Origin of the sequence: Asticcacaulis sp., from assembly GCF_047605585.1 — a bacterium.
Taxonomy (GTDB): Bacteria; Pseudomonadota; Alphaproteobacteria; order Caulobacterales; family Caulobacteraceae; genus Asticcacaulis.
The window spans coordinates 34,413-61,077 of the sequence record NZ_JASGFK010000012.1 but is presented as its reverse complement, the minus strand read 5'-3'; the positions used below and the strand labels follow the sequence as shown (position 1 = coordinate 61,077).

Here is a 26,665-nt window from a genome sequence, read left to right as displayed (position 1 = left end):
TGTACCGATGTATATAGCTCCGGTTTACGCCACTTACATTGCAGGTCAAAGGCCAAATCCGCACGACTTCGTGACTAAATTCGGTCTATATTTCTACAGTTACTGATATGTGGAAGCATAGTGGCCATAAATACAGGGCGATAATGGCCAAAGGCTTCGCTATTATTGGAAAAGCCCTGACCCGGTCGTAACCAGGGCAGGGCTTTCTCGTCGGACCCCTGATTGTTGCCAGACGGCGTAGCCCTTTTAGAAGATATTGAGGGCCGCCTCACGTCACATTGGCCTCACAACGGGTCACGATCCTTTTTGTGGATCTTTGTCCAAAAGGTCGAATAATGCTGTCAGCAGTTCGCGGATGGTCTCGCTATCGCTGGCGCATCCATGTTCGGCCCGCAGGTCGCTGATCCGCTGGGCCTGGACCTCCGTCAGATCGACGTAAAGCCGGACGGGATATCGGGACTGTCTGACCATGTGGGACTTGCCTCCTGCCTGGGGGCAGGGTGCCATAGATCGGGCGATTGGCAAAAGAAAGCTGTGCGTCAGACCGCGAATGACGCGCAGACATTCAGCAAGCAGATCTGGCGGACCTAACGGCTGGACAATTCCAGCTTGGAGGCCAGGTCGATCAGCTGGCCAGTGCTCATATTGCCGCGGCCTTCCACCTGCCACAGAGGCGACGACCTCAAGGCGCTGATGGTGAAACCCGCCCTGCGCAGTTTTTCGATAATGCGTGCGACGCTATCCGTCATGGTCTTGTACTCCGACTCCCTGCCCTAAGGCTAAGCCGAGTCGGGTAATGTGTGGAGTCTTGGGGGATTCGAGGGCAGGAGCATAGCCCGGATGGAAAAGCCCTGGAGCCGTGCGCCTCACCGCACCCCTCCAGGGCTTTCTCGCCAATCCTCAGATTTAACTGACGGTAGGGTTCGTTTATCACGACAAAAGTTAACCTTACGTTAGTCATAATTGCCTGCCGTACACATTCGCATAGCGGCTTTATGCGGGCGCTTATAGGTTTGCGGTATGCGTGTATTTCTCGATTTCGAAGCGTCGTCGCTAGGGAAGCATAGCTTTCCCGTAGAGGTGGCCTGGGTGTTCGAAGATGGGCGTTCCCGATCCTTCTTAATACGCCCGTTGCCGGAATGGTCGGATTGGTCTGACGAAGCCGAGCGTCTGCACGGCATCTCCAAAGCGAAGCTGGATCGGGATGGGATGCCGCCGGAAACCGTCGCGCAACAGATGATCAGCGAACTGTCCGGGCATGCGCTGTTTGCCAGCGCGCCGTCGTGGGATGGCAAATGGATGAGCACTTTGCTGAGGGGCGGTGGCTTTCCGAGGCACGCTCTGCGGCTGGCCAAATCGGACGAGGCGTTCTTCCAGGTCGCACGCGAGGTCCTAAGCGCTGCAGTACCGGACGATACCATCGTCGCACTCGTTGAGGATGTCATTCGCAAGACCGTCCCTGACTTGGCGGTTCACAGGGCCCTGGCCGATGCCGGTCTTGAGTTAGAACGCCTCAAGCGTGTCGTCCAGGCAGCGCAGGCCCAGGTGCAGGCCAAATAGATCGACGAATTAGATCAGCAAGGATTTGGGCGCGCTGTATTGAGTGGACAGGCCGAGCGTCCGAGCGTCCTGCAGGCTGAGTAGATGCAGAATGTCCGGACCGGCGTCGGTGTTCAGAAACGCGCGGCCGTCGATATCGTATTTGTAGCCATTAATCAGGAAGGCGGACGGGTTCGTGCGGTCTTTTGAGACCTGCTGCGGGGTGTCCACGCCACGCACCGCCACCCAGGCGCTGTCATACAAACGAATGCTCATTGGCGCACCTATATCGCGGAAAAACCGTGTTGGTCCAGCCATCCGGGCAGCCTTAAGCGAAATGTGATCAGGCATGCCGCTTCTCGTAAACAGGTTCTACCAGCGTAGTTACGGTCACATTGGCGAAGCGCTTTTGCCGGTCACTGATCTGGCGGGCACCGGGACTGGCAGGGTTCCACACATTCAGAATGGCCGGCGCCTGCGGATGGAGAGGGCGACCTTCAGGATCATACGGATAGCTGCCAAGATAAAACACGCCATCGCGACGCGGATCAGCATCGATGACCAGAATGCGCCAATCGCCGTCAACATCGGCAAAAAGGCCAGGGGTGAGCAGGGAAGGCAGACTTGGCATAACGAGACCCTTTCAAACTGGAATTGACGATGTTCTTGTTATGTTCCTTTTGTTTGCCGGAGTCAATCAGAAGCCTTCAGGGAGCGTGCCCGGCCGATGGCGCACGCTTAAGCCCTTGCTCAGCTGCTCTTTACCTGGTCGAGATAGGCGCAGAACATGTCCGCCATGGCCTCGGCGAAAGCAGATATCTCGTCTGACGTCCGCGGCGCCTCGGAAAAATCCTTTCCCACAGTGCTTAAGGTCGTCATCACCAGGTCACCGACCAGTCGACGCGTCGAGTCCGATGCCAAGGGGAGGGCTTCGCACATGAAGGTGGTGAAGATTATATCTGATGATCCCTTGGCGGCCTTTGCCTCCGGGGTGTCCCTGTAAAGCGGCGCGGCATCGTCGAGCGCGTTGCGGACGGCGGCTTCTTCACACTCGGATCTGACGAAGGCGTGCACAAGGGCGCGCAGGCGAGCATCGGGCGGAAGGGCCTGGTCCTGAAGAATGGTTTGCAACAGATCGCTGGTTTCGAGCCATTCGTCGCTTTGCAGGCGAAACAGGATCGAGGCCTTATTGGGGAAGTACTGGTATAGCGAGCCGATGCTCACACCTGACTTTTCCGCGACGCGAGCCGTTGTGAAGCGCGGCGCGCCTTCCTCGACCAAAACCTGAACAGCGGCCTGCAATATGGCCGAAACCAGGTCGGTCGAGCGTGCCTGTTTCGGCCGTTTTCGCGAGGAAATATTGGCTTTTGACCGCTCAGGCATGGGGCGCTCCGGCAATGCGAATAGGAAATGCGATTAATTATTCGTATTTTTGGTTTCGTACAAGAACCCCGAATGATGAGTTGGAAACTGTCATGAACACACTGACCACTGCCCCGCTGGCGCCATTGCTGGACCGCCTCTTTGCCGAAGCGGATGCGGCAACGAGCCCGGCATTGCAGGACATACCCTGGGAGGAGCGGGAGCGCCTGATGCGCAGCAAGACCGAGTATCTCGGCCTGTACAGCACCCTCAAGGATCTTTGGCTGCCCGTTTCGCGTGAGGCCGGGACACTGCTCTACATGCTGGCGCGGTCAACCCAGGCGCGGTCAATCGTCGAGTTCGGCACCTCGTTTGGTATTTCAACTCTGCATCTGGCGGCAGCCTTGAGAGACAATGGCGGTGGCCGGCTGATCACCAGCGAGTTTGAGCCCTCAAAGGTCGCGCGGTCCCGGAACCATATCACTGAAGGCGGATTGATCGATCTCGTCGACATCCGCGAAGGCGATGCGCTCAAGACCTTAAGCCAGGATTTGCCCGAAACGATCGATCTGGTGCTTCTGGATGGCGCCAAATCGCTCTACGCCGATGTGCTGGATTTGCTGGAAGATCGGTTCAAGCCAGGCAGCCTGATCGTGGCGGACAATACCGATTACTGCCTCGACTATGTCGAGCGCGTCCGATCCGGAGGTAATTACCTGTCTGTTCCCTTTGCCGAGGACATCGAACTGTCGATGCGCATCGGATAAAACTCTGGTCGTTAATTTGGAAAACACTGACTCCAGACGGTCGGCTTTTTTACAGATTAGCCATGTCCGGCATGGGGATCAGCATGGCGGACTTACAGCGATATTGGTCTATTCACTTCGTGGGGGCTGTCATGGAGATCTATGATGCCCAAGGAAACCAAAGCCCAGAAAGACAAGGTGCATAAGGTCATGCACGAAGCTAAGCATGGCGACCTCAAGTCCGGAAGCGGCAAGAAGGTAACCAGCCACAAACAGGCCGTCGCCATCGCCATGCACGAAGCCCATATCCCTAAAAAAGGCGCAAAGTCCCATAAGTTGGGTAGCCACGCTCATCATTGAGTGGGGCCGATGGACCAAAGCCGGCGGCTTCAGGCCACCGGCTTTGTTGCGTCGCACTCGCAGCTACTCACTGATTTTTTATTAGGACTTCGCGTATCATACTGTCCCCGGCGCACCACGTGATTTTCGATCCTCCCATCCAAATGGCCTACGACAAGGCCGCGACCATGACAGACACGATGAGCCTGACCGACAACACCTACGACCTGGAGCGCTTCGTGACCGCCCAGGCGCCTTTTTATCCGACCGTGCTTAGAGAGCTTCGGAGCGGCCAAAAGCAAAGCCACTGGATGTGGTTCGTCTTTCCGCAGTTGCGCGGCCTCGGGCGGTCAGAGACATCGCAGTTTTACGGGATATCCGGTTTCGCGGAGGCCGCCGCCTATCTGGAACACCCGACCTTATCCGAGCGTCTTACGGAATGCACACAGCTGGTCCTAAAGTCGCCGGCCAGTTCCGTGACGGCCTTGTTCGGCAAACCGGATGATGAGAAATTCCGATCGTCGATGACCCTGTTCGCCGTAGCCAGTATGAAACCGGCCAGCGTGTTTCATAGGGCGCTCGAAGAGGTGACGATGGGGCCGGACACACGGACCTTGGAGCTGTTACGTTCGCCCCGGCTGTGACGCGGTCAGGCGTGTAAAGTCTCTCCCGTGGGAATGCCAACGCTCAGGCGCCCCTTTAGACTGACGAGCCGCGCGGCGGCGGCTTCCGCCGTGAGTGTACCGTTTGCCACCGCGTGGACGAGCAGGTTGACGACATGCTGAATGTCGGCTTCGGGCGGCGCCGTAAACCCTTCGGCAGGTGATACCGATGCGAGATAAACGGAAAGGCTATAGCATGCCTGATGCGTCGACAAATCTCCCGTTGCCAGTAATTCCAGGGTTTGGGAAATAAATTGGGCCACGCAACTCTCCGATCACGCGAACTGTCTGCGCCTTATCCATTCGATGCAATGGATATTATTCCAAATACCCATTTAGTTGCGGAAAATGGATTTCCTGGGAGCAAAACCCAGTGGATTCAATAGATTTCGCCTGAATCTTTCCTATGGGTGGTTTCGGGAGATTGCCGCAAGCGGGCCAGATAGTCTTCCTTGTTGTCGGCATTTAGCCAGTGTCCGGCTTCGTGGTAATCGGTAAACCGGCAAACGGTTTCGTGTGGCAGGAAGTGCGAGGGGCGAGCGATGCGTACCGTCTCGTCGGGCTCAAGCATGACGATGGCGGCGAAGGCGGGTAGGGGATTGCCATCGGTCAAGGCGATCCAGCGACGCGCGTTTTCTTCATAATCAAAGGTGGTCATGAAGCCGTCGAACCGGCGATGATCATGCACCCGTTTGTAACGCCAGACGGCCTCAACGGCATGGTAGGCCTCAAACAGCTTTTCAAGAAATTGCTGACCGGTCGCGCGGCCAATGGGCCGAATGACCAGAAGGTCGGTATCCCTGTCGACAAGGAAAACGAGACGGAATTCACGGTTCGCACGCATACACGTATTCTACGCAGGTGATAACCTCGTTATCTATATCGAAAGGGGGCAAACAAATCGTCAATAACGTCGCCGGCGACTTTTTTTTTTGATCGCGACGTTTCCCTGTAAGCCTCTGTCCCATTTATGAAACCGGCTGAAACAGGCCGGTATCGTTTTACGAATCCGACACTTGGCCTGATCCGTTCGTCTTGACTCTTGAATTTCAAAAGAACAAAAAGGGAACATATTTTATGAAGACCCATTTCGTGTTCAAGAAAGGACCCTGAATGCAATGTCAGTCGCCAGTACGGCCACACTCGCAGATCTCCGCCAGCAAATCGCAGGCATCGAACGCGTTCACGCCAGATCCCGAACGGTCCTTCCATTCCATGTCCCCGCAATCGATGACCTGTTACCAGGGGGAGGGCTCGCCCTGGGCGCTCTTCATGAAGTTGCCGGTGGGGCCAACGGCGCAATAGATGGTGCAACCGCCGCCGCCTTCGCCGCGAGTATAGCGGCACGCACGGGCGGCAAGGTCCTGTGGTGCTTTTGCCAAGGGGATCTATTCGAGCCGGCTTTGGCGCGATCGGGTTTAAGCGAAGACCAGGCCGTCTACTTCCAGGCGAAAGACGATGCCGATCTGCTCAGGGGCTTCGAAGATGCCTTGAAGCACGGCGGACCGACGGCTGTGGTCGGTGAGCTATCCAGCCTCAAGCAGGTGGCGTCCCAACGGCTTCAACTGGCCGCGGAGGCGACCGGTACGATGGCCATTGCTCTGCGGCGTTGGCGAAAGCCTGTCGATGCTCGTGATTTCGGGATGCAGACGGCAGCCTTCACGCGCTGGCGGGTGACCGAACTGCCTTCGGAACGATTGCCGGTGCGCGGCGTGGGACGGGCGCGGTGGCACCTGGAATTGATGCGGTGCCGGGGCGGAAGGACAGCGGATTTTGAAGTAGAGGCGTGTGATGCCAAGGGTCTTATCGATATACCTGCCCTATTGGCCGACGGATCGGATGCGGCGGGCCATGGGTGCCGCCGCGCCGTCTCGTGATCGACCTCTGGTCCTGAAAGGCTCAGAGGGACGCCAGCGGGTGGTAACCGCTGCCGACGATCTGGCCCTGCAGATGGGCGTCCATGTCGGCATGCCGGTGGCTAAGGTCGAAGCGCTATTTTCCGGACTGGTCATTCAGGACGCGGAACCCGATGCCGATGCGATTGCCCTCGAAAAACTGGCGGTCTGGGCGCTACGACTTTACTCGCCCATCGTCGCGGCCGATCCACCGGACGGGCTGGTCCTCGATATCCAGGGGGCCGCCCATCTCTTTGGGGGAGAGGCAGGCTTAATCGAAGACGCCCGCCGGCGCTTAAGCGATCTCGGTATCGCCTCCGTCGCGGCCCTGGCAGACACCTGGGGCGCGGCGCACGCCCTGGCGCGGTTCGGCCGGCAGCCAGTGCAAATCATCGAACCCACTAAGACAGGGGATGCCCTGCGGGGACTGCCGATCGAAGCCCTACGTTTGCCCCCTGACAAGGTGCCTGACCTGCATCTGCTCGGTCTGGGTACCATTGGTGAACTGGCGGCCAAGCCGCGCCCGGCGCTAACCCGTAGTTTTGGCACCGGGCTGTTCCGGCGCATCGATCAGGCCCTCGGGCGGGTGGCGGAGCCGATCGAGCCCGTGGCGGCGCCGGAACTGATCCGCATCGAGCGGGTCTTCGCCGAGCCCATCAGTGCACCTGAGACGATCGAGAAGTACACCCGCCGCCTGACCGACCGGATGTGCCTACGTATGGAAGAAGCGGGCTTAGGCGCAAGGCGCCTGGACCTGCATTTTACGCGCAATGACAACCGCGTCGAGACCATCTGCGTGGCTATGGCCAAGCCGGTGCGTGATGCCCGCCGGCTGTCACGGCTACTCGTCGACAAGATAGAGACTGTCGATCCAGGCTTCGGCATCGACAAGATGACAATCGTCGCGGGCCTGGCCGAGCCCCTGGCCATGAAACAGACCCTGGCGTCGTTTGAGGCGCCGGCGCGGCCTGACGTCGAGGAGCTATGGGACATCATGGGCAATCGCTATGGCGAGGACAGTCTCTATCGGGCGGTATCGGTGGCCACCGATATCCCGGAACGGGCGGTCAAGCGTCTGCCGCCAACGTCAACGGCCGTGGGCTCGGGTCGCAATGCCGGCTTCCGCCGGCCGCAACGCCTCTATCGCAAGCCGGAAGAAATCATGGCCCTGGCGGTTTTGCCGGACCATCCGCCGCGGGCCTTTACCTGGCGCGGCCAGCGCTACGGCATCGCCTGCGCCGACGGGCCGGAACGCATCCACGGGGAATGGTGGGTGACCGAGCGGGAAAAGGGGAAGGTCAGGGACTACTTCATACTGGAAGCTGACAGTGGCGAACGCTTCTGGGTGTTCCGCACCGGTGACGGTCAGCACGCCGATACCGGGTCCCTGAAATGGTACCTACATGGAAAATTTGAGTGAGGGAGGCCGCAAGGGCAGGACGGTGCAGCTCTGCCGGACCGGTTGGAAGCGGACATGAAGATAGCGGTTGAGTTTGGCCTTGAGCGCCATACCGAGTTCGACGGTATCGGCCAGGCCATGGGCATAGAGGTCGAACAGGCAGTCGATCAACTGGTCGGTCAGCATGCGTCGGCCAATGCTGGTGCCAGGCTCTATCAGCGTCTTGACCGCCTGGCGGATCTTGCGCGGGCATGTGGCTGGATGCGCCAGTTGTTCCATAAGAAAATCGATGATGCTGTTTTCAACCATTTGGTCCTCCGTTCGCACCTGCAAACAAAGACGACCCACCATAAATTGGCGATGCGAAAGCCATGGTTAAAACCCATGTTTTTAAAGGGGTTGACGACCATGACGCACATATCTGGCCAGGACAACTGGCAGAGGGCGTGGGAGGTCGGCTGTGTCCAGGTCATCTGACTATGTAGAGCTGCAATGCGCCTCCTATTTCTCTTTCCTTCAGGCAGTGTCCGCGCCAGATGCGCTGTTCGCGCGCGCCAAGGATCTGGGCATGGAGGCCCTGGCCATCGCCGACACCAACACCCTGGCAGGCCTGGTCCGCGCCCACGTGGCGGCGCATGAGACTGGCGTTCGTCTGGTCATCGGCTGCCGCCTGGTGCTCCGGGACGGCATGTCACTGCTGGTCTACCCCCTGCACCGCGACGGCTATCGCAATCTCTGCCGGCTGTTGTCTCTGGGCAAGCGGCGGGCCGGGAAAGGCAAATGCGACATCGAGTGGGCCGACGTCGAGGACTTCCATGAGGGGCTCCTGGCCATCTTCATTCCCGACGAGGCCGATGCCCTGTGCGCCATTCGCCTGCGCAAGGTGAAGGCCCTGTTTGGGGAGCACGCCTATATGGCCATGTCCCTGCGCTATCGGCAGAACGACCATATGCGCCTGCATGCCCTGTCGAACCTGGGCGTCAAATATCGCGTGCCGACCGTGGTGACCAACGACATCCTCTACGCCACCCACGAGCGGGCATTCCTGCATGATGTCATCACCTGCATCCGCCATAACTGCACCATTCACACTATGGGCGATCTGCGGGGGCTCTATGCCGACCGCTTCCTGAAATCCCCTGAGGAAATGCACCGCCTGTTTCCGGATTACCGCGAGGCCATGCGCCGGACGGAAGAGATCGCGGACAAATGCCGGTTTTCCCTGTCGGAGCTTGAGTATCAATACCCGGAAGAACGGTGGCTGCCCGGCATGTCGGCGATCGAGGCCTTGAAGCGATATTGCTGGGCCGGCGCCAAGTGGCGATATCCCGAAGGCGTGCCGCAGAAGATCATCGACCTGCTTAAGCATGAACTCGATCTGATCGAACAGCTGGACTACGCCAAATACTTCCTGACCGTCTATTCGATCGTCCGGTTCGCCCAGTCCCGCGATATCCTGCACCAGGGGCGGGGCTCGGCCGCCAATTCCTGCGTCTGTTTTGTGCTGGGGATCACCAGCGTCGATCCTGATCGCAACGATCTGCTGTTCGAGCGCTTCATCAGCCTGGAGCGGCGCGAGCCGCCGGATATAGACGTGGATTTCGAGCACCATCGCCGGGAGGAGGTCTATGTCTGGATCTGGGAGACCTATGGCTATGACCATGCGGCAGTGACAGCCGTGGTCTCGCGCTTCCGCACGCGTGGCGCCATGCGTGATAGTCTGCGTGTCCTTGGCTTCCCCCAGGATACCATCAAGGTGCTGGCCAAGAATGTCCGCCATTACTACGGCAATGGCTGCCCGCCCGAGATGGCCGAGGAACTGGGCCTGAACCTCGGTGATCGCAACCTGGGTCTGGCTTTTGAAATTCATCTCCTGCTGCTGGATGTCCCGCGGCAGCTCTCCCAGCATCCCGGCGGCTTTGTACTGACGCACGACCGATTGGACGAACTGGTCCCCGTGGAGCCGGCGGCGATGGCGGGCCGGCAAGTCATAGAATGGGATAAGGATGACATTGATGCGCTGAAGTTTATGAAGGTCGATTGTCTGGCGTTGGGCATGATGACCTGCTTGAAGCGGGCTTTCGATCTCCTGAAGGACCACAAGGGCATTTCGATGGACCTGTCCTGTGTCCCGCCTGAAGATCCCAAGACATACGCCATGATCCGGCGGGCCGACACTATCGGCACCTTTCAGATAGAATCCCGGGCGCAGATATCGATGCTGCCGCGCACCCAGCCGCGGACCTTCTACGATCTCGTCATACAGGTGGCGATAGTCCGGCCGGGCCCCATCCAGGGCGACATGGTCCATCCGTACCTGCGGCGCCTAAGCGGAGAGGAGGAGGTCACTTTCCCGAAGCCGGAGCTGGCCAATATCCTCGGCAAGACGTTGGGGGTGCCTCTGTTCCAGGAGCAGGCCATGAAGGTCGTCATCACCTGCGCCGGCTTCTCGCCCGGTCAGGCCGATCTGGTGCGTCGCGCCCAGGCGACCTTCAAGAAGACGGGTGGCATTGGCCCTATCTCCCAGGACATCATCAATGGCATGCTGAAAAACGGCTACACCGAGGAATTCGCCATGGGGCTGGTTAAGCAGCTGGAGGGGTTCGGTTCCTATGGCTTCCCGGAATCCCACGCCTTCAGCTTCGCCATCATTGCCGAGGCCTCCGCCTGGATGAAATGCCATCATGCGGATGTGTTCCTGGCCGCCATTCTCAACAGCCAGCCGATGGGTTTCTATGCGCCGGCGCAGTTGATCCGCGACGCCAAACTGCACGGTGTCGAGGTCCGATGGTTCTGCGTCAACAACAGTCGATGGGACTGCACCCTGGAGCCGACCAATCGGCCCGGCAGGTTCGCGGTGCGCCTGGGCTTCCGCCTTATCAGCGGTATTCGATCGGCGGATGTCGCTAACCTGATCCTTTACCGGGGCGAGACGCCCTATAAATCGATCCCCGATCTGTGGCGTCGGGCCAAGACACCCCAGGCCACCTTGCGCAGACTCGGCAAGGCCAACGCCTTTGCGGCTGCCTTTGGGCTATCGCGACCAGATGTCGTACAGGCGGTCCGGTCGCTGGGCTCAGATGTCCTGCCGCTGTTCGACTGCGTACTGGATGACCAAGGGCGCAGCGTCGAGGAAGTCAGCCAGCCGAAGATCGAATTCAAGCCGATGACCAATGGCGCCCAGGTGGTAGCGGATTATAACAGCGTCGGTTTTAGCCAGACGGTTCATCCGGTTCATTTCCTCAGAGGCGACCTGCAAGAGCGGGGCTATGTCACCTGCAAAGAGGCCATGGGCTCAAAGGACAAGCGCTATGTCTCCGTTGCCGGCATGGTCAATGTCCGCCAGCGGCCGGGCTCCGCCAATGGCGTGATCTTCATGACTATCGAGGACGAGACGGGGGACGCCAATGTTATCGTCTGGGAGAAGGTGGGGGAGCAGCACAAGCAGGCGGTCTTCGGCGCCAGCCTTATCCTGATCACGGGCTATATCCAGCGGGAAGGGGAGGTGGTCCACCTCATTGCCCGGTCGGCGGTCGATCTCTCCCACATGCTGGCCAGCATTGGCGGCCGCGATGATCCGCTAAACCCGCCGCACCAGCCGGGGGATGAATTCCGGAACGGCGGACCGGGTGAAGATCCGCGTGTCGTCAGGCAGGCGCGGATCGATCACAAGAGCCGGGATTTTAAGTAAGGGCAGTTCGGATTTTGGTCCATAGCTGACGTTGGTCCCTAATCGAAAGTCGCGAAAAGCGGAAGTTGCATTGGCTGCTCGCCCACTCGCCGCTTATCCTAGCACCAGCGCCATTACATGAAATTCCGGAAGTCGTACACGCAATCAACAATATTAGGGTTTTGCTGGATAATCGAAGCAAATCGAGCCGAGTAAACCAGCGTCACCGGTAGCTTTTTATATAGTGTGTTGTTGTTCCAATCCATTTTGGTGAGGCCAAGGATACCGGCGCATGTTTCATGCCAACCGCCGGCACCTGAGAAGCGCCGGAGGAGGACTGGCGAGGGGACGGGCTTCAAAACACCTTCTTTATATACGTCCTGATTTGCTCGCTGGATGTTTACGCCTGGGACGCTACCTTGCGTCCATAAAAGGGCTTCGGAACCGTTCAATGGAATGTAAGTGCCGCGAAGGATTGGATAGCCGAAAGATTTAGGAGGTGATTTGTCATCGAACCGGATGGCTTTCCATGCCGTATCCTTGACGATCTGAACAAGCTCGACCTCAGTTCCGTCTCGAAAACTGTCCAGTGCTCCAAGCACCTCCTCTTCCTTAAATGGCGTGTTTTTGTGAATCGTAACCTTTGAAGGGGCGCGGCCTTGGTGGCCGCTTTGGTAGATGTTCAGGCTTCGTGACAACACAGACTGCATTTCATAGTAGCTTAGGTAGGGATTGCGGCGCTCGTCCTCTTTGAATTCCTTGGTATCATAAGCGACAAACTCGAAACCGGTGCCGTCGGGATCGAAAACCTGGCTACAGCAGGTCGTATAGTTGGCGCCATCCTTTCCGGGCTTCATAGCATAGCTGATGCCAACAAATGCTTCGTCTTTTCGAACGCCCTCCAGCTTCCAAGGTACACCCCCGGCCTTCGCGAAAAGTGCGATGCTAATGCCCCACAAGACATTCGCTCGGCATGACCGGGTAAAGCTCGTGTCCCGCAAAATCTGCACGGGTATATTAGACGGCGCACAATAGGCTTTAAGATAATCGTGGAAATTGAAGCTTTCGCCTTCAAAACACGCTGCCCAGTTCGGCGGAAGAAATACTAGCGCTGCGTCGAATTCAGCCCGAACCTGCCGCAGGCGGGCGATTGCGCCAAACAGGCCCTGGGCGAGATCATTCTTCTTGCCCTCAGCGGCAAGTTGATCAAGGTTTGCTGAAATTGCGATCGTGGTCCGTTCGGTAGGGGCGATTAGCGGAATGCGAAAGAGCTTTTGGAACCCAGGATACTCCGGGTAATAATTGAGAGCTTCTTTCGGGCGTGCCGGCGCGTTCAGTTCACGGATCATCCCTTGTACACGGGGAAGATCGCTCTGACGACATACGACTGCCAACCTAACAGAGGCAGGAAAGCCGAGTTTCGCACTATAAGGGCCCGCTTCAATCAGTCCAACAAGGGGGTGCTTATAAAGCCTCCCATCGTTGAAGAGCAGCTCGGGGTCCGGAATTGAGGTATAGCCGGCTAGGGCCGAGTTGAGGCCAGTCATGCTGTAAGCCTCCAGGAATACCCTGTCTGGCTACCAATGGAGAAGGCGGGGTTTTCCGACGATGCCCCGCTCTCAAACGGCGTAAAAGTATGGACAGTTGGTTGTGCTTGTTTGCCGAACACGGTTTCAATCCACGCCGACAATAGATCGTCATGGCGATTGTTATAACGTTTGCGCCGCCGGGTATCGAGGAAATCCTTTGCTATTTCGCGACCGCGCGGCGGCCAAACCCACAGATCGGGATCAATAAGCATCCAGCCTTGACCATTTTTCCAGGTGAGCGAAACCCGGAGTGCTTCAGTCCAGTATAGAGGCTCAGACTGGGGGTGTTCGTCGGTTACGGTGGTGGTTAGGCCGGGAATGGCTCCAGAGAGCCCCTCCGCCTTTGCTTTGATCGCGCTGAGTTGCGTCAGGTCTTTGGCGTTGCGATCGACAATCAAATAACTGCCGTTGCGTGTTGTTCTGGACAGTAATGGTCGACCTCGTGCCAATCCCTTTATCAGGGCCTCTTCCAAAAACCCTTGGAGATAGAGATAGTCTGAGCCGAAAAGGTCTGTCGGCAGATCAACGGGTGTCAGATTAGTAACCAGCGATCCGAACGCGGCTTTGATATCACTCGTTCCGCCCCAGGCAAGAATATGCTCGCCTTTTGTAAATATCACCTTGCCTCTTGCCTTGGCTTGGACGTCCCGAAGTTCGGACCAGTCAATACCACGGCTTGTGTCGACGCGTAGTGCCTGCATCGGGAACTGTCGGATTGGTAGCGAATTTAGCCGCACCAAAGGACGGGAGTTGCCCGGTGTGGGCACAGGAATATCTACGCCGGTCGTAGCTGAGCGGCGAACCTTTGCGTCCAGATCGATCGGCTTATTCTCGATGTTGCGCCACAGCCGAAGCATGAGTGTGTCAAATGTCTCTATTTCAATGAGGTCTGTGCGAATCCCTTTGCTTTTTGCCTTGGCGATCAGCGCTGTTACGGCGGGGAGGGGACGCGAGCCGGCAATATCCGTCCAAAATAGGCCCGCTGGGAAAGCATTTGTTTGATCCAAAGCTTCATTCAACAGGACCATCACGCTTTCGTCGCGACCGCTGTAGCCCGCCACAATCAAACCAAAGCGCGCGGCGGACGCGACCAGGCATCGCGCTAGTTCCTGATCCTGCTGAAGAAGATCGGAGGTCAGATTTTTGATGCTGTCATAACGAAAATCGCCATGAAGCTTCACGTAGAGGGGGTACTCTTCGTTGTTTAGGGCTTGTAGCGCCGCGTGAGATCCTTCCAGATGATATGCCGCTAAAGATCGACCGGACACTTCGGCGAAGGCACGTTCAACGACGCTGTCAAAGTTGGTGGTAAAAAGCGCGCGCATATGACCGGCCGCCAGAAGTGCGCCCATTACACGGTTGCCAACAGTCAGCTTGACTTTGCTTTCGTCGAGAATGCCGCGAAGAAAATTTCGTTGACGTTCTTTGTCGTCTCCGAAGATCTTATCAAAGTAGCCTGAATACTCTTCGGGCGACCAAAGGGGAGGGAAGCCCTTGGAGTCCATGAAACTTTGAATACGCGCTCGCACGGCTTCATTTGTCATGTCTTGTAGACTGATTTCGGCGCTCTCTTGCTGACAATAGTAACGCCGTTTCAAATAAGCAATGACGTCATTTGCTGTGGGGAGGCCAGACATACGCGAAGTGCCAGCACCAATTAGCCAGGCGAACGCCGAAGGACGTTGAGAAAAATGTGCGATCAGTTCAGCTTGATTCATTAGGTGCCATATTACAGCGCTTGCATTAAAATACCAGTCAAAGGTGTGTTTAGCCTTCACTCTTGACGAACGGTATCGGAAAATTCAATCTAGTGGGAAGAGCGCTCTCTCGCATACCGCGTTGTTGTTACTGCGACGTTTGACAGAATGCTTGCTAAAAAGATCCGCCGCGCCGAATGATGCGGAACGGGCGGAGAGGGAGAGGGCGCTCTTACTTATGGCGGCAATACCGGCTGAACTGTTATCTCTGGCTGACTTCTATGCCTTTATGGGCTTGGCTACTTCAGAAGTCGCTTTCTTAAAAAAATATGCGATTTATCGGTACAATCGAGTTCAGGTACCCAAGAGGAGGGGCGGCACTCGAGAATTATTGATTCCTGACAAACGGTTGAAATATCTTCAGCGCAAAATATTACCGCTGCTAGAGCAGATTTATGAACCGCGATATCCCGTGCATGGATTCGTAAAAAACAAGAGCGTGATTACGAATGCAAACTCTCATCAATCGCGACCATATATCTTAAATCTGGACCTTAAGGATTTCTTCGGGACGATAACCCGAAATAGAGTCGAGGGGCTCCTGCGATATCTTGGAGTGCCACTCGACGTTTCTGAAGCGATTGGCGCCGTGTGTACAGCCGCATACACCCTGCCACAAGGCGCGCCAACGTCACCAATTTTGGCGAACATGGTTAGCTTCAGACTGGACAATGAACTAACCAGGTTCTGCAAGTCTCATAATTTTCGATACACACGGTATGCCGACGATCTGACAATTTCGAGCTACGTCGAGCCACATCAGCTTTTCGAAGGTTCAATGCCCGCGTCTGGAATCGTGGAGCAAGACAAGCTATCGTCCGAATTGCAAAGCATAATACTTAGAAATGCTTTCATTATTAATTCGGATAAGACTCGTTACTTCGGCAAAAAGCGACGGAAGGAAGTGACTGGTCTGGTCGTAAACGAATTTACAAATGTGCGAAGGACATTCGTACGCGATTTGCGTGCAGCGCTTTTTAAAGTACAAACTCTGGGCTTAGCGGCGGCACAAGCGGATTACGATGCTAAATACGGACCTGGCACCGATTTGCAACGTATGCTTCGCGGACGATTAGAGTGGTTGGGACAGGTTCGATCGCGTAGCTTCAGTGCCTATCGTACTTTGGCTTTTCGATACAACGATCTATTCCCCCTAAATCAAATTCCAATCGATCCGACATTTGACGAAATTCTAAAGGAAGCTGTGCTCGTCGTTCAATGGGACGAGGGTGACACTGGAGATCAAGACGCTCAAGGCACTGCGTTTTTCCTAGAGGGTGTGGGTTTAGTGACAGCACATCACTGCCTAAAGGACATGCCTGTCGAGTGGGCAGAAATTTTCCATCCGCATCGACCGACTATAAAATACAGAGCTAAACTGAGCCCAAAGTTTAGTGAGCACCACGACCTAGCTATCCTTGAACATAATATACCGGCTCATGTTCAACATTCTCTAAAACGTGCGAATGGTCCAACACCGAATAAGTCTAATATTATTGCCGCCGGCTATCCTGAATTTGGGCCCGCCGACAGCCTATCGGAACGCACTGGCCAAGTTATCGCGCGAACGACCCGACAATTGGTTAAGTACATTGAAGTTTCGGCAGTTATTGGCGATGGATTAAGCGGATGCCCTGTGATCAATGATCGCTATGAGGTCATTGCAATAGGTCATAGCGGCGGAGCGCTCGAATCAAAGCAATTGGCAGTTGATGTAAATGAACTCGACAATTTGCCTTAGAGGCAATGGATAGACGACGCAATCCTCAGGTGCCAGCAATCAGAATTGCGCCCATCCTCAACTCATGGCCTATCGCCGACACTGCAACCGCTTTCAGGGCGCGAAAATCCAGCGTGATACTGCATGCCGGGTGAACGGGAAAACACATATACCGATTTTCAATTTTCCGATGTGGAATGATTAGTTCCAGCGGCCTGACCTTCTACAATATCAGGCTAGTTCAATCGCCAATCGACGAATTTTCAGTTTGTGCCTCGGCCTATTTTTCACGCCCAGCTAATGTGTCCAAAAAGCTATGTAGCACCGGTAAGTCTTTCTTATTTAGACCGGCGACGCGAACCGTAATCTCCGCTATTTCGGGAGAACGGAGAGAACTTCGTGGTATTTCGGTCGTGAACAGTTCGGCAAAATCTATACCGAGGGCGTTGGCAAGCTTTTCGATAGTCTCAAAGCTTGGTTCGCTGACACCACGCTCAATACGCGAAATCATTTCTTTGCCGACTTTCGATTTTTCCTCGAGAGCAGGTTGGGTCATACCGCACCGCTTTCGGTGCAATACCAATAATTTTCGAAAACGCTCTTTCAGTTGGTCGGCCATTACTCATGACCGTAGGCCGGAATCGATAGTTCAAAAACGGCTTGACGATACGATAAAAATGTAACATCGTATTATGCGGTCTATTTGCGAACATGTTTGTGCTCTGGCTCTGCGACTACACACAAAATCCCCCGCACTACAACGAACGGCGTTCATGGTTATCCACATGATCGGAATGGACATTAGAAGCATCAAAAGTTGGCCAAAATGGAAACCGATAAAGTCGAACAGCTTTACAATTTGGCCCGCAGTGTAGGGGTTTTGGACCGCCACATCGGTGCACGGCTACGCTCGCGGCGCATCCTTCGACAAATGTCCGAGCAGTGGCTGGCGGATGCTCTAGGTCTACGGTTGGATCAATTGGAGGCGATGGAGGCTGGTACGCTTCGTATAGGGCCGCGCCGGTTGGCGTTCGTCGCCGCAGCGCTGGACGTTGCCGACAGGTATTTCTTCTTGGATTTTACGGGGAAGTATAAGGGGGGCGAGCGAAGGCGCGAGTGGCTGCGCGACGTCGATTGCTGGTTCCGCGACCAGATCGCACCAAATGAGGGACTATTCCTGACCATAGCTAAAGACGTGGTCGGTTCCAGAGGTGTGGCACGCGACCTGGTTCACGATGTCTATGCAAGTTTGCTGGTGGGAGATCGCTGGCAGACTATTGATCATCCCATGGCCTACATAACGAAAGCCGTCGTGCAGTCCGCGCGCCGGTTTGTCGCCCGAAGCAAGGTGGTGCCGCTAACTGCCTTCGAAACCGGCGCGGACGGGGGCGGGGTGAAATGTGAGGCGCCGCTTCCTGACGTCGCAGCGGCCCACCGGGACCATTTGCGCCGGGTGCTGGCGGCGCTAAACAAGCTACCCACAAAATCCCGACGCGTCATGATGATGCGCAAGGTTGATGGACTATCTGGTCCTGAAATCGCCGCACGTCTGGGGCTTAGCTTAAAAGGCGTCGAGATTCATATCACCAGAGGCAAGGTCGCGTTGAACAAGCTTTTAGAGGCCGATGAAGTGGGGTTGGGCCTGGGTGCGGTCTTGTCCGAGGAAGAGAGCCCCGCGGACACTTCCATCGCTGATTGACTTGACTTAAGCTGGACAGGTGGCGGAGGCGCGACCTCCCATCGCCGGATACCCAGACGTGACTGAACCTTTCGACAAAGAGCTGGACGACATTCTGGAAGCTGCGGCCAGTTGGCATACGCGGCTCGACCTCGGTACGGCAAACGAAAAGGCATTTGAAAGATGGCGCGCGGCCGATCCGCGACATGCTGCAGCGTTCGCGCGTATTGTCGGGACTGACGCGTCCGTGGACGATGTCAAACATCTCATCCCGAGCGAAATCGATGAATTCGAGGTTCGACCTGCGGTCCTGGACCGTCGGCAATGGCTGCGGGGAGCGTTTTCCGGTGCCGGCGCTGTTCTTGTGGCCGGCGGCGGCTTCTTCGCCTTTGTCAATCGGCGCGCCCACGCTCAGACACGCGTCGGCGAGCGGCGAAGCATCGTCTTGCCCGATAGCAGTCACCTTGACCTGAATACGGACACGAAGGTGTCATGGCGGTTTAGCGACGCCAAAAGAGAGATTTGGCTGGATCGTGGCGAGATTGCCGTTTTGGGACCTGCATCATTGCAACGTCTTACCATCTATGCCCTCGACCACAGTATCGAGCCCGAATTCGGAGAAACGAACGTCCGGATTGACGGGAGCCAGCTTGAGGTCGTCTGTCTCCATGGTGAGACTATGATCACGCCGAAATCAAAACTGTCACCGGACGCCCACGCTGACAAAGTGGCGCAGAAGGTTAGGGCAGGGCAGGGCTTTTCCTCGACGGTCAGCACGTATGGTGTTCGGACCTTAAAGGACACTGACATCGAAACGGTCGAAGCCTGGCAATCAGACGAGATAGTACTTAGCGGCCTAACCCTGGCCACGACTGTCGCGGAATATAACCGCTATCTCACCCGGAAAATCGTGATCCGAGATCCATCTCTGGCCGGAATTCGTCTCGGCGGACGTTTCAGTACCCGCGACACGTCCGGGTTTCTCCAGGGCTTGACCTCCGCATTTGGCATTAAGGTTTTGACGGAAGGCGATGTGACTGTTTTGACGCGATAATGCGTGAATTTGCAAAATCATGATCGAAGCGTGTGGGGTACTTCACCCGTCCCCGCCCTTTACCCCCACGGTCACAAAAGTGACACGCAAAGAAGGGGAACGACCATGTCCAATCATCGCTATCTGACTACTTTACGCACATCCGCCATCGCCCTTGCGGTCGGCGCCGCCTTGCTCTCAACAAATGCAGCCCTCGCAGACGACCGCAAAGTGGCGTTCGATATTCCGGCTGAAAGCACCGCGTCCGCACTCAATGATCTGGCAAATCAGGCCAATATCCACCTGATCTTTCCCTACGACATTGCCGCACGCACCACCGCGCCGGCGGTCAAGGGGACATATTCAGTTGACGAAGCATTACGGCAACTGTTGGCCGGCTCCGGTCTTGAGATCGCTTCTGACATAGACGGAACCATTTCGCTCCGGGAGGCGGGAACTAAGACCGAGCCGGCCGCGGAAATTATTGTTACCGGCACCCACCTACGTGGCATCAATCCGACGTCACCACTTCACACGGTAGATCGGAAAGACATCGAGCGGTCAGGCTATTCGGACGTCGGCCAGATTATCCGCAGCCTCCCGGAGAACTTCTCCGGCGGACAGAACCCTGGTGTCGTGGCGGCTTCAAGCGGAAACATTGCGAACCACAATGACTCCAATGCCGCGACCGTCAATCTGCGCGGTCTCGGCACGGACGCCACCCTAGTCCTGGTGAACGGCCATCGCCTTTCATCAGACAGCTTCAGCCAGGGCTCGGACATATCCGGTGTGCCTCTGGCGGCCGTCCAACGCATCGAAATCGTCCCAGATGGTGCGTCCGCCCTGTACGGTTCGGACGCGGTCGCAGGCGTTGTCAACTTTATCCTCCGCAAGAATTTTAACGGTACGGAACTCAGCGCTCGCTATGGCGCCCGCACCGATGGCGGCGGCGAAGACCAGCTTTACAGCGTCCTGACTGGGGTATCCGGCAGCAACTGGTACGCCATGCTGAACTGGGAGCACGAGGAGCAGAATGCCGTCACCGGTCAGCAAGCGGGCCTCGATACCTACTTGCCGACCGAAACCATTATTCGGCCGCAAGATCGGAACTCGGTCTTTGTGAGCCTGGGGCGGGATCTGACCAATGCGGTTTCCATATCGTTCGATGGCCTCTACAGCGATCGATACAATACGGCGGATTCGCAGCCGTTCTCGACCTGGGACTTCTATCAGTCCACGACCTACACGCCGGCCTACAGTGTCGCGGCAAATCTTGACTTCCATCTGGGCGGCGGATGGAAAGCGCATGTCACGGGCGTGGCCTCTGGCAGCCTGGACAATGAGTGGTCCCTTTATCCGGATTACGACTGGTCCTATGCCATCACCTACAAGAACTACCTGCAATACGCAGAAGCCACGGCCGACGGCACGCTCTTCACCCTGCCGTCGGGCGATGTCAAACTGGCCGTGGGCGGCGGTTACCGGCACGAAGGGTTCATGAGCGGGCGGCCAGGGACCAGTGACGCCTACGAAGGTACACGGGATGTCGCTTATGCCTACGCCGAAACCCAAATACCCGTGGTCGCCGCCTCGGAGACCAGGACCGGCCTGCATAGCCTGGATCTCAGCCTGTCCGGACGCACCGAGCACTACAGCGACTTCGGCAGCACGACCAATCCTCGCGTCGGCATTCGCTATGTGCCGCTGAACGACCTCGCAATCCGCGCCAGCTGGGGTAAGTCCTTCAAGGCGCCGTCCTTCCTCCAGTCGCATCTCCAATCCACGCTGTACCTCTGGGACGCCGCGAGTGTCGGCGGGGCTGCCGGAGGAACGGCTCTGATGACTTGGGGCGGCAATCCCGATCTCAAGCCCGAGAAATCGACATCGTGGACACTGGGGGCTGACTACACGCCGGCGAGCCTCCCGGCACTGAAACTTTCCGCCACTTATTTCGACATCGACTATGTGGACCGGGTCGTACAACCCGTCACTCTGTTCAGCACGGGCCTGAGCAACCCAATCTACGCGCCGTTTGTCGATCAAAACCCTTCGGCCGAATATCAAGCCGAACTGATGGCAAATGCGGCTATCTTCTACAACTACTCCAGCGGGGCCTATGATCCGTCCCAAGTTGTTGCGGTGATCCGTGACACATTTCAGAACGCGACTTCGCAGACCATAAAGGGGCTGGATGTGTCCTACCGCCAGTCGTTTGATGTCGGCGAAAGCACCATCAGTGGCTTCCTCAACGGCACATGGGCACGCCTGGAACAGCAGACCATCTCGACAATGCCGGTTGTTAGGCTTTCGGGCACAGTCTTCAATACCCCGAAGTTCAAGGCGCGCGGCGGGCTGACCTGGCAGAGGGCCGCGGTCACGCTGACTGGCATCGTCAATTACCTCTCAGATGAGGTGGACACGGGTGTGTTGCCATATGCCAAGGTTGGCTCATGGACCACGCTAGACGCCACAGGTGCCTATGTTTTCGCCAACGGTAGCGGGTTCACGCACGGCCTGAAGCTGTCACTGTCCATCTCGAACCTGCTGGACCAGCGCCCGCCGGAAATCTACTCCAGCCAATCGCACCTCCCAGGTATCAATTTTGACAGCACCAACACGTCCATCATGGGGCGATATGCCAGCCTAACCGTAACGAAGGCCTGGTAACCATGAGACTGCCTTCGAAACTATTGGGCGGGGCCTGCTTAATGGCAGTGCTGGCCCATCCGCTGACCTCTCCCGCGCAAGCGGGGGAGGGAACCGTGATGCCGGCTCGGTCGAGGACGGTGGACATCGACGACCTGATGGCACTGCGCGACATAGGCACCCTGCATGCCAGCGCCGATGATCAGATATTCAGCATCTCTCCGGACGGGACACGCATCGCGTTTCAGGTCCGACAAACGGACGCCGCCGCCAATGCCTACCGGCTGACCATGTACACCCTGGCGCTTAAGATAGGTGCCAGCCCCGTCGTGGTCGATCGGGGTGGCGAATATATGAAGGAGCAATGGGAAGGCGGGGGCTTCGCTGTGCAGATCCCGAGCGGGGCCTGCGCCGTCATAACCCCTGTTTGGTCACCCGACGGAAGCCGTATTGCCTATCTCCGCCGCGACAACGGCGTCACCCAAGCCTGGATAGCCAACGCGGATGGGAGCGGATCGAAGGCTGTCACGCGCGTCACTTACGACATTGAAGTCGTGGCGTGGACCGACGATGGAACACATCTGGTCGTGACAGGTAGACCTGGCCTTCTTGAATCGGCCGAGAAGCTCAAGACGGAGGGCCGGTCGGGTTACGTGTTTGATGACCGTTTTGTCCCGTTTGCCGGCAGCTACCCGCAGATTCCGTCACCGGTACCCTCAGCGCAATTTACCGTAAATCTGGAGACGGGTGAGATGGTGCCGACGACGGCGGCCGAGGCGGCGCGTCTCCGACCAGCACCTGCCGAAGGATATCCGACCCTGGCGACGCACATAGCGAGCTTGCCCACGGGAGAGCGGGCCTGGAGTGAGCCGCAGGTCAAGGACGACGTCAGCGCCCCGACCTTGATTTCGATTGGTCGCCCTGGTCGGAAAGTCCAGTCTGTAACCGTAAAGCCCCATGACGAAATCTCATCCCTGTTCTGGTCGCCGGATGGTCGCACGCTGTATGTCCTGAAGCGCGATGGTTGGGGATTGAGCTTCACCTCGCTCTACGCCTGGCACGTGGGCGAACGGGGGCTTCGGCCCGTGTTCAGCACGCGGGATATGCTGATCGGCTGCCAGTTCCTCACCGACCATCTGATTTGCGGCCACGAGGCGTCCACGCAACCGCGCGAGCTGGTGTCGGTTGACATCAAGACCGGCGCGATCACCAAGCTATATGACCCCAATCCCGACTTCGCCTTATTGCGCAAAGGGAGCGTGCATCGCCTCGAATGGACGAACGCCTTTGGCGTGCCCGGCTTCGGAGACCTGGTCCTGCCACCGGACCATAAGGCTGGCGAGAAGCACCCGCTCATCGTGGTGCAGTACCAGACCCGAGGTTTCTTACGGGGCGGGACGGGGGATGAGTATCCGATCCAAGCCCTGGCCAGTCATGGGTATGCGGTCTTAAGCGTTCAGGGCGCCATGAGCGTTAGTTACCTTGCCGGCGCGAAGACCTGGGAGGACGCCAATCGCGAGGATTTCAAGGATTGGAAGGATCGGCGCAGCATATTGTCATCGCTCGACAAAGGAGTTGACGTTGCGATCAGTGAGGGCGTCATCGACCCAGATCGCATGGGTATCAGCGGTCTGAGTGAGGGCGCGGCTTCGACCATCTTCGCCCTGATCCATAATAACCGGTACAAGGCCGCCAGCCTGGGCTCTTGTTGCATGGAACCCTCGGTGACCGGCTTTCTCAATGGGGCGGGTTACCGCCAGAGGATGCGAACGTGGGGGATTCCAGCACTGACCGATAGTGCGGACGGATTTTGGTCGCACATCTCATTGCGGGCAAACGCTGACCATCTGGAGACACCGATCCTGGTTCAGGTGTCCGATGTCGAGTTCCCGGCGGCGCTGGAGGGGGTTGTTGCCCTTCAGGAAAAGCAAAAGCCTGTCGAGACCTATGTCTTCCCCGATGAAAACCACATCCTGTGGCAGCCGGCGCATCGCCTCGCTGTGTATCAGCGAAACCTGGCCTGGTTCGACTACTGGCTGAGGGACATAAAGGACCCGTCGCCTGATCGGGCAGCGGATTACAAATTGTGGGATGCGCTTCGCGGCGCGCCCGCTACGAACTTGCGCGTGGCTCCGGGGCCATAGGTAAGCGCGCAAGGCCGGCCCCGTCTGTCCTCACTCCCGGACGGGGCCGTTTCCGCCTTTTGTTGTCGGCCAGAGACTGCCAGTGCCTCACCCAGGCTTCGCACTCGGTCAGCGCCAACAAGAGGATATGGTTGGGTGTAGCCAGCACCGAGCGCGGTGACAGGACCGTTTCCAGTCGAGACAGGTCGAGCATGCCTGTGTCGGCCAGGAGACCGCCAAGTAAGAAGTCCTGCATCTCGGCACGGTGCTTTTCAACCATCTGGAACACCGCCGTGTCCGGCGTACCTTTGGACCGGCGGTGCGCCAGTTTGCCAGGTATGAGGTCGGAAAACGCTTGCCGGGCGATGGACCGATCTTCCCCTTTTGATACCCATTTCCAGGTGGGTATCTTAAGGCACGCCTCTACAATCGGCTGCGATAACAATGGATCGACTGCGGGGATGCCGCGCCGTGGGAAACCGTCAATGCTCCCCTGCATGCGTGCCATCATGGCGACATGCACCGCCTTGCCAATCAGCGCGCCTTTTGGTGGTTCCAGCCACGGATGGTCCAGCGTCAGATCGGCTGGCGACAGCGCGTCATCGCTGAGGAAACCCTGATGGCCTTGAAATGCGTAGCGCGCGCTGCCGGCGTATTGTCGACGGGCAGCCATTTTGATGACATCCCAATTGCTGTTGCCGGTCATCGCGCAGATGTCCTGGATTGTTTTCCATGTGCCGAGCCCAAGGCCCTGTCCGGCGATCTGGTCCAGAAGGGGCGTTGCAGACCGCATGTGGCAAAAGACGTTATCACCGCCGACGCCTTCGAAGATCGCAGTCGCGCCGACTTGCTCGGCCGCGTCGAAGCGGAGGCGATTGACAGCATGGGTGAACGCGGTCTGGCTGGGGCGCGGCAGGTGTGCGGACGCACTTTGACGAATGTTGATGTCGAGGCTGTTGTGCCAGGCACTAACTATTGGCAGCCCTAGACCGCTCGCCACGGTCTCGGCATAGGTGCGTTCATCGCCCTCTGGCTCATCGGTTGACAGAGTGACGCAATTGACGCTGCATTTGGCCCGTGCGAGGCACGCGGCGACAATGGATGAATCCAGCCCGCCCGAGAGGCTGAGCAAAACTCGATCGAAGGCATTCCCCCAGGCTTTCACCGTAGACAGCACTGTTTCGCGCAAGTCCGCCGCCATATCTGCATCGCTTCGCTGGTCGATGCCGGCATGATCCCAGGGGGACCAAACAGGGCGTATCGACGTCATCTCGCCCTTTACCAGCAGGCAGTGTCCCGCCAACAATTCGGTCACACCGATCAACGCCGTTTCCGGCGTACGCAAATCCCGGCAGTACAAATGGCGAGGCAGAAACGACCAGTTGACGGACGGCACGTAGCCGGCCTCGCAGAGCGCTTCGATATCTGAGCCTATGACCACGCTGTCGCCCACACGCACGTAATAGCAGGGCATTAGGCCTGACGGATCGCGCATGATCGCGATCGCTCCGCCTTCGGGTTCAACGAACGAAACATATCCGCCCCAAACCGTGTTCAATAAGCTGGCTCCTGCAGAGGCCTTGCCCTGTTTCACCTCTGGCGCTTCAATTCGTTTGATATGAGGCGATCCGGCCGTTTTGGAGAAGAGGTGGCCAACCGCCACGCCACCGGCCATGTGCGTCGTGGCCTCAACATCTTCATTGCCGACGAGTACGCAGAGGAAGTCGCTCATATAGACCGGTGTGAAGCCGTGCTGCGCGACCACTTGCCTGGCCATGGCCTCGAATTGATCGGAAGCGGTCGCGACAAGCGCCAGATAACGAATAGCCATTTAAATCACCAAAATGGGCGTGAACGGTAGAACAGTGTCGAGTGTGTCCGTCAGGACCGTTCCACGATCCTGAACCCAGGCATGAGCACGAAAAGGAGACATGCGGACGCCGATCACCATGTTCGGGAAATATCCGTCGCGGTTCAGCAAGCGGGTAAAACCTACGGCCGTACGCAGGCACTGATCCTGGGACGACAATATGCGGGTCGCCGTCCGATAGGCAGCGATATGGCGAGATGGGATCGGTGTATTGCCGTGACGCTGGCCGTCTTGAGCCTTTGCCTCACGAAGGGACGTGAGCACGGACAGGAGCGGCAGCCTGGAAAGATCACGTGTCGCACGCCTTTGGGACAGAACGGCGCGGAGGACCAGCCATGGATTCGGGGCCGAATGCAGGACGTCGAAACGGCTGGAGGTTCTGGCGAGGACTTCGCGAGAGGGAGACGTCAAGTCATGGGTGACCGAGGGAACGATGACACCAAGTTCGACCAGGCGCTCGATGTCACGTGTCCCGGCATTCGGTGGTTCCGCTCCAGATAGCAGGCTCAGGAATGGACTTTCCAAATCGGGCGGCAGGCAGAAATATCGGTCCTGAGCCAGATTGAGGAACACGCACCGGTGATTGGCAATGCAGACGTACTGGTGCGATGGGAGTGCGAAGCCCATGCGAACACTC

General features: G+C 57.4%; 25 protein-coding genes. 12 read left to right on the top strand and 13 right to left on the bottom strand.

The genetic code is table 11. From position 1 onward, the window contains the following. Positions 1-294: 294 nt before the first annotated feature. Positions 295-471: a hypothetical protein gene (locus QM647_RS18435; protein WP_414997022.1), complete on the bottom strand. Its 177-nt coding sequence runs from the start codon at positions 469-471 to the stop codon at positions 295-297. Between the two features lie 116 nt (positions 472-587). Next, complete coding sequence (locus tag QM647_RS18430) at positions 588-749, bottom strand: hypothetical protein (RefSeq protein WP_414997021.1); 162 nt, start codon at positions 747-749, stop codon at positions 588-590. A 271-nt stretch (positions 750-1,020) separates the two neighbouring features. Here QM647_RS18430 and QM647_RS18425 point away from each other — a divergent pair, with 271 nt between their 5' ends. After that, positions 1,021-1,560, top strand: coding sequence for a hypothetical protein (locus tag QM647_RS18425; RefSeq protein ID WP_414997020.1), 540 nt, complete (start codon positions 1,021-1,023; stop codon positions 1,558-1,560). A gap of 9 nt (positions 1,561-1,569) precedes the next feature. Here QM647_RS18425 and QM647_RS18420 read toward each other — a convergent pair whose 3' ends face one another. From QM647_RS18420 to QM647_RS18410, 3 genes are all read right to left on the bottom strand, one after another. Then, complete coding sequence (locus tag QM647_RS18420) at positions 1,570-1,815, bottom strand: hypothetical protein (protein WP_414997019.1); 246 nt, start codon at positions 1,813-1,815, stop codon at positions 1,570-1,572. A gap of 67 nt (positions 1,816-1,882) precedes the next feature. Continuing rightward, positions 1,883-2,170 carry a hypothetical protein gene (locus tag QM647_RS18415; RefSeq protein WP_414997018.1) on the bottom strand — a complete coding sequence of 96 codons (288 nt, stop codon included), beginning with the start codon at positions 2,168-2,170 and terminating at the stop codon, positions 1,883-1,885. A 119-nt stretch (positions 2,171-2,289) separates the two neighbouring features. Then, the gene (locus tag QM647_RS18410) at positions 2,290-2,922 is read right to left on the bottom strand and encodes a TetR family transcriptional regulator (protein WP_414997017.1); all 633 of its coding nucleotides are present in this window, start codon (positions 2,920-2,922) and stop codon (positions 2,290-2,292) included. A gap of 92 nt (positions 2,923-3,014) precedes the next feature. On the opposite strand from QM647_RS18410, the gene QM647_RS18405 reads away from it, so the two are divergent. From QM647_RS18405 to QM647_RS18395, 3 genes are all read left to right on the top strand, one after another. Beyond that, complete coding sequence (locus QM647_RS18405; protein WP_414997016.1) at positions 3,015-3,668, top strand: O-methyltransferase; 654 nt, start codon at positions 3,015-3,017, stop codon at positions 3,666-3,668. Between the two features lie 144 nt (positions 3,669-3,812). After that, positions 3,813-4,007, top strand: coding sequence for a DUF6496 domain-containing protein (locus tag QM647_RS18400; RefSeq protein WP_414997015.1), 195 nt, complete (start codon positions 3,813-3,815; stop codon positions 4,005-4,007). A gap of 119 nt (positions 4,008-4,126) precedes the next feature. Then, positions 4,127-4,630, top strand: coding sequence for a DUF1810 domain-containing protein (locus tag QM647_RS18395; protein WP_414997014.1), 504 nt, complete (start codon positions 4,127-4,129; stop codon positions 4,628-4,630). 5 nt (positions 4,631-4,635) lie between these two features. Here the strand turns inward: QM647_RS18395 and QM647_RS18390 are convergent, their stop codons facing one another. Together QM647_RS18390 and QM647_RS18385 are read right to left on the bottom strand one after the other, a co-directional pair. Then, positions 4,636-4,911, bottom strand: coding sequence for a hypothetical protein (locus tag QM647_RS18390; protein ID WP_414997013.1), 276 nt, complete (start codon positions 4,909-4,911; stop codon positions 4,636-4,638). 116 nt (positions 4,912-5,027) lie between these two features. Continuing rightward, complete coding sequence (locus QM647_RS18385) at positions 5,028-5,492, bottom strand: hypothetical protein (protein ID WP_414997012.1); 465 nt, start codon at positions 5,490-5,492, stop codon at positions 5,028-5,030. A 274-nt stretch (positions 5,493-5,766) separates the two neighbouring features. On the opposite strand from QM647_RS18385, the gene QM647_RS18380 reads away from it, so the two are divergent. Next, positions 5,767-6,525 carry an ImuA family protein gene (locus QM647_RS18380; RefSeq protein WP_414997011.1) on the top strand — a complete coding sequence of 253 codons (759 nt, stop codon included), beginning with the start codon at positions 5,767-5,769 and terminating at the stop codon, positions 6,523-6,525. Between the two features lie 40 nt (positions 6,526-6,565). Continuing rightward, positions 6,566-7,963: a Y-family DNA polymerase gene (locus QM647_RS18375; protein ID WP_414997010.1), complete on the top strand. Its 1,398-nt coding sequence runs from the start codon at positions 6,566-6,568 to the stop codon at positions 7,961-7,963. Here QM647_RS18375 and QM647_RS18370 read toward each other — a convergent pair. Beyond that, positions 7,943-8,251 carry a hypothetical protein gene (locus tag QM647_RS18370; RefSeq protein ID WP_414997009.1) on the bottom strand — a complete coding sequence of 103 codons (309 nt, stop codon included), beginning with the start codon at positions 8,249-8,251 and terminating at the stop codon, positions 7,943-7,945. The two genes, QM647_RS18375 and QM647_RS18370, sit on opposite strands and share 21 nt — an antisense overlap. Before the next feature lie 151 nt (positions 8,252-8,402). On the opposite strand from QM647_RS18370, the gene QM647_RS18365 reads away from it, so the two are divergent. Further along, positions 8,403-11,633 (top strand): error-prone DNA polymerase, encoded by a 3,231-nt coding sequence (locus QM647_RS18365; RefSeq protein ID WP_414997008.1) that lies wholly within the window; start codon positions 8,403-8,405, stop codon positions 11,631-11,633. Positions 11,634-11,746: 113 nt separating this feature from the next. Here QM647_RS18365 and QM647_RS18360 read toward each other — a convergent pair whose 3' ends face one another. Together QM647_RS18360 and QM647_RS18355 are read right to left on the bottom strand one after the other, a co-directional pair. Then, positions 11,747-13,159, bottom strand: coding sequence for an argonaute/piwi family protein (locus tag QM647_RS18360; protein ID WP_414997007.1), 1,413 nt, complete (start codon positions 13,157-13,159; stop codon positions 11,747-11,749). Beyond that, entirely contained in the window at positions 13,156-14,919 is a 1,764-nt protein-coding gene (locus QM647_RS18355) for an SIR2 family protein (RefSeq protein WP_414997006.1), read from the bottom strand. Before QM647_RS18355 ends, QM647_RS18360 begins: the two co-directional genes overlap by 4 nt. A gap of 217 nt (positions 14,920-15,136) precedes the next feature. Between QM647_RS18355 and QM647_RS18350 the strand changes: the two genes are divergently transcribed. Next, a complete protein-coding gene (locus QM647_RS18350; RefSeq protein ID WP_414997005.1) occupies positions 15,137-16,699 on the top strand; it encodes a reverse transcriptase domain-containing protein in 1,563 nt (520 codons plus the stop codon). Positions 16,700-16,958: 259 nt separating this feature from the next. Here QM647_RS18350 and QM647_RS18345 read toward each other — a convergent pair whose 3' ends face one another. Further along, a complete protein-coding gene (locus tag QM647_RS18345) occupies positions 16,959-17,297 on the bottom strand; it encodes a helix-turn-helix domain-containing protein (protein WP_414997004.1) in 339 nt (112 codons plus the stop codon). Between the two features lie 207 nt (positions 17,298-17,504). Here QM647_RS18345 and QM647_RS18340 point away from each other — a divergent pair, with 207 nt between their 5' ends. The 4 genes from QM647_RS18340 (at position 17,505) to QM647_RS18325 (ending at position 24,179) form a co-directional block, all read left to right on the top strand. Next, entirely contained in the window at positions 17,505-18,377 is an 873-nt protein-coding gene (locus QM647_RS18340) for a sigma-70 family RNA polymerase sigma factor (protein WP_414997003.1), read from the top strand. Between the two features lie 58 nt (positions 18,378-18,435). Next, entirely contained in the window at positions 18,436-19,410 is a 975-nt protein-coding gene (locus QM647_RS18335; RefSeq protein WP_414997002.1) for a FecR family protein, read from the top strand. A gap of 105 nt (positions 19,411-19,515) precedes the next feature. Further along, positions 19,516-22,056 (top strand): TonB-dependent receptor domain-containing protein, encoded by a 2,541-nt coding sequence (locus QM647_RS18330; protein WP_414997001.1) that lies wholly within the window; start codon positions 19,516-19,518, stop codon positions 22,054-22,056. Between the two features lie 41 nt (positions 22,057-22,097). Then, positions 22,098-24,179, top strand: coding sequence for an Atxe2 family lasso peptide isopeptidase (locus QM647_RS18325; protein WP_414997000.1), 2,082 nt, complete (start codon positions 22,098-22,100; stop codon positions 24,177-24,179). On the opposite strand, the gene QM647_RS18320 is transcribed toward QM647_RS18325, so the two are convergent. Together QM647_RS18320 and QM647_RS18315 are read right to left on the bottom strand one after the other, a co-directional pair. Next, a complete protein-coding gene (locus QM647_RS18320) occupies positions 24,148-25,989 on the bottom strand; it encodes an asparagine synthase-related protein (RefSeq protein WP_414996999.1) in 1,842 nt (613 codons plus the stop codon). The genes QM647_RS18325 and QM647_RS18320 overlap by 32 nt on opposite strands. Next, the gene (locus tag QM647_RS18315; protein WP_414996998.1) at positions 25,990-26,655 is read right to left on the bottom strand and encodes a lasso peptide biosynthesis B2 protein; all 666 of its coding nucleotides are present in this window, start codon (positions 26,653-26,655) and stop codon (positions 25,990-25,992) included. Positions 26,656-26,665: the final 10 nt, after the last annotated feature.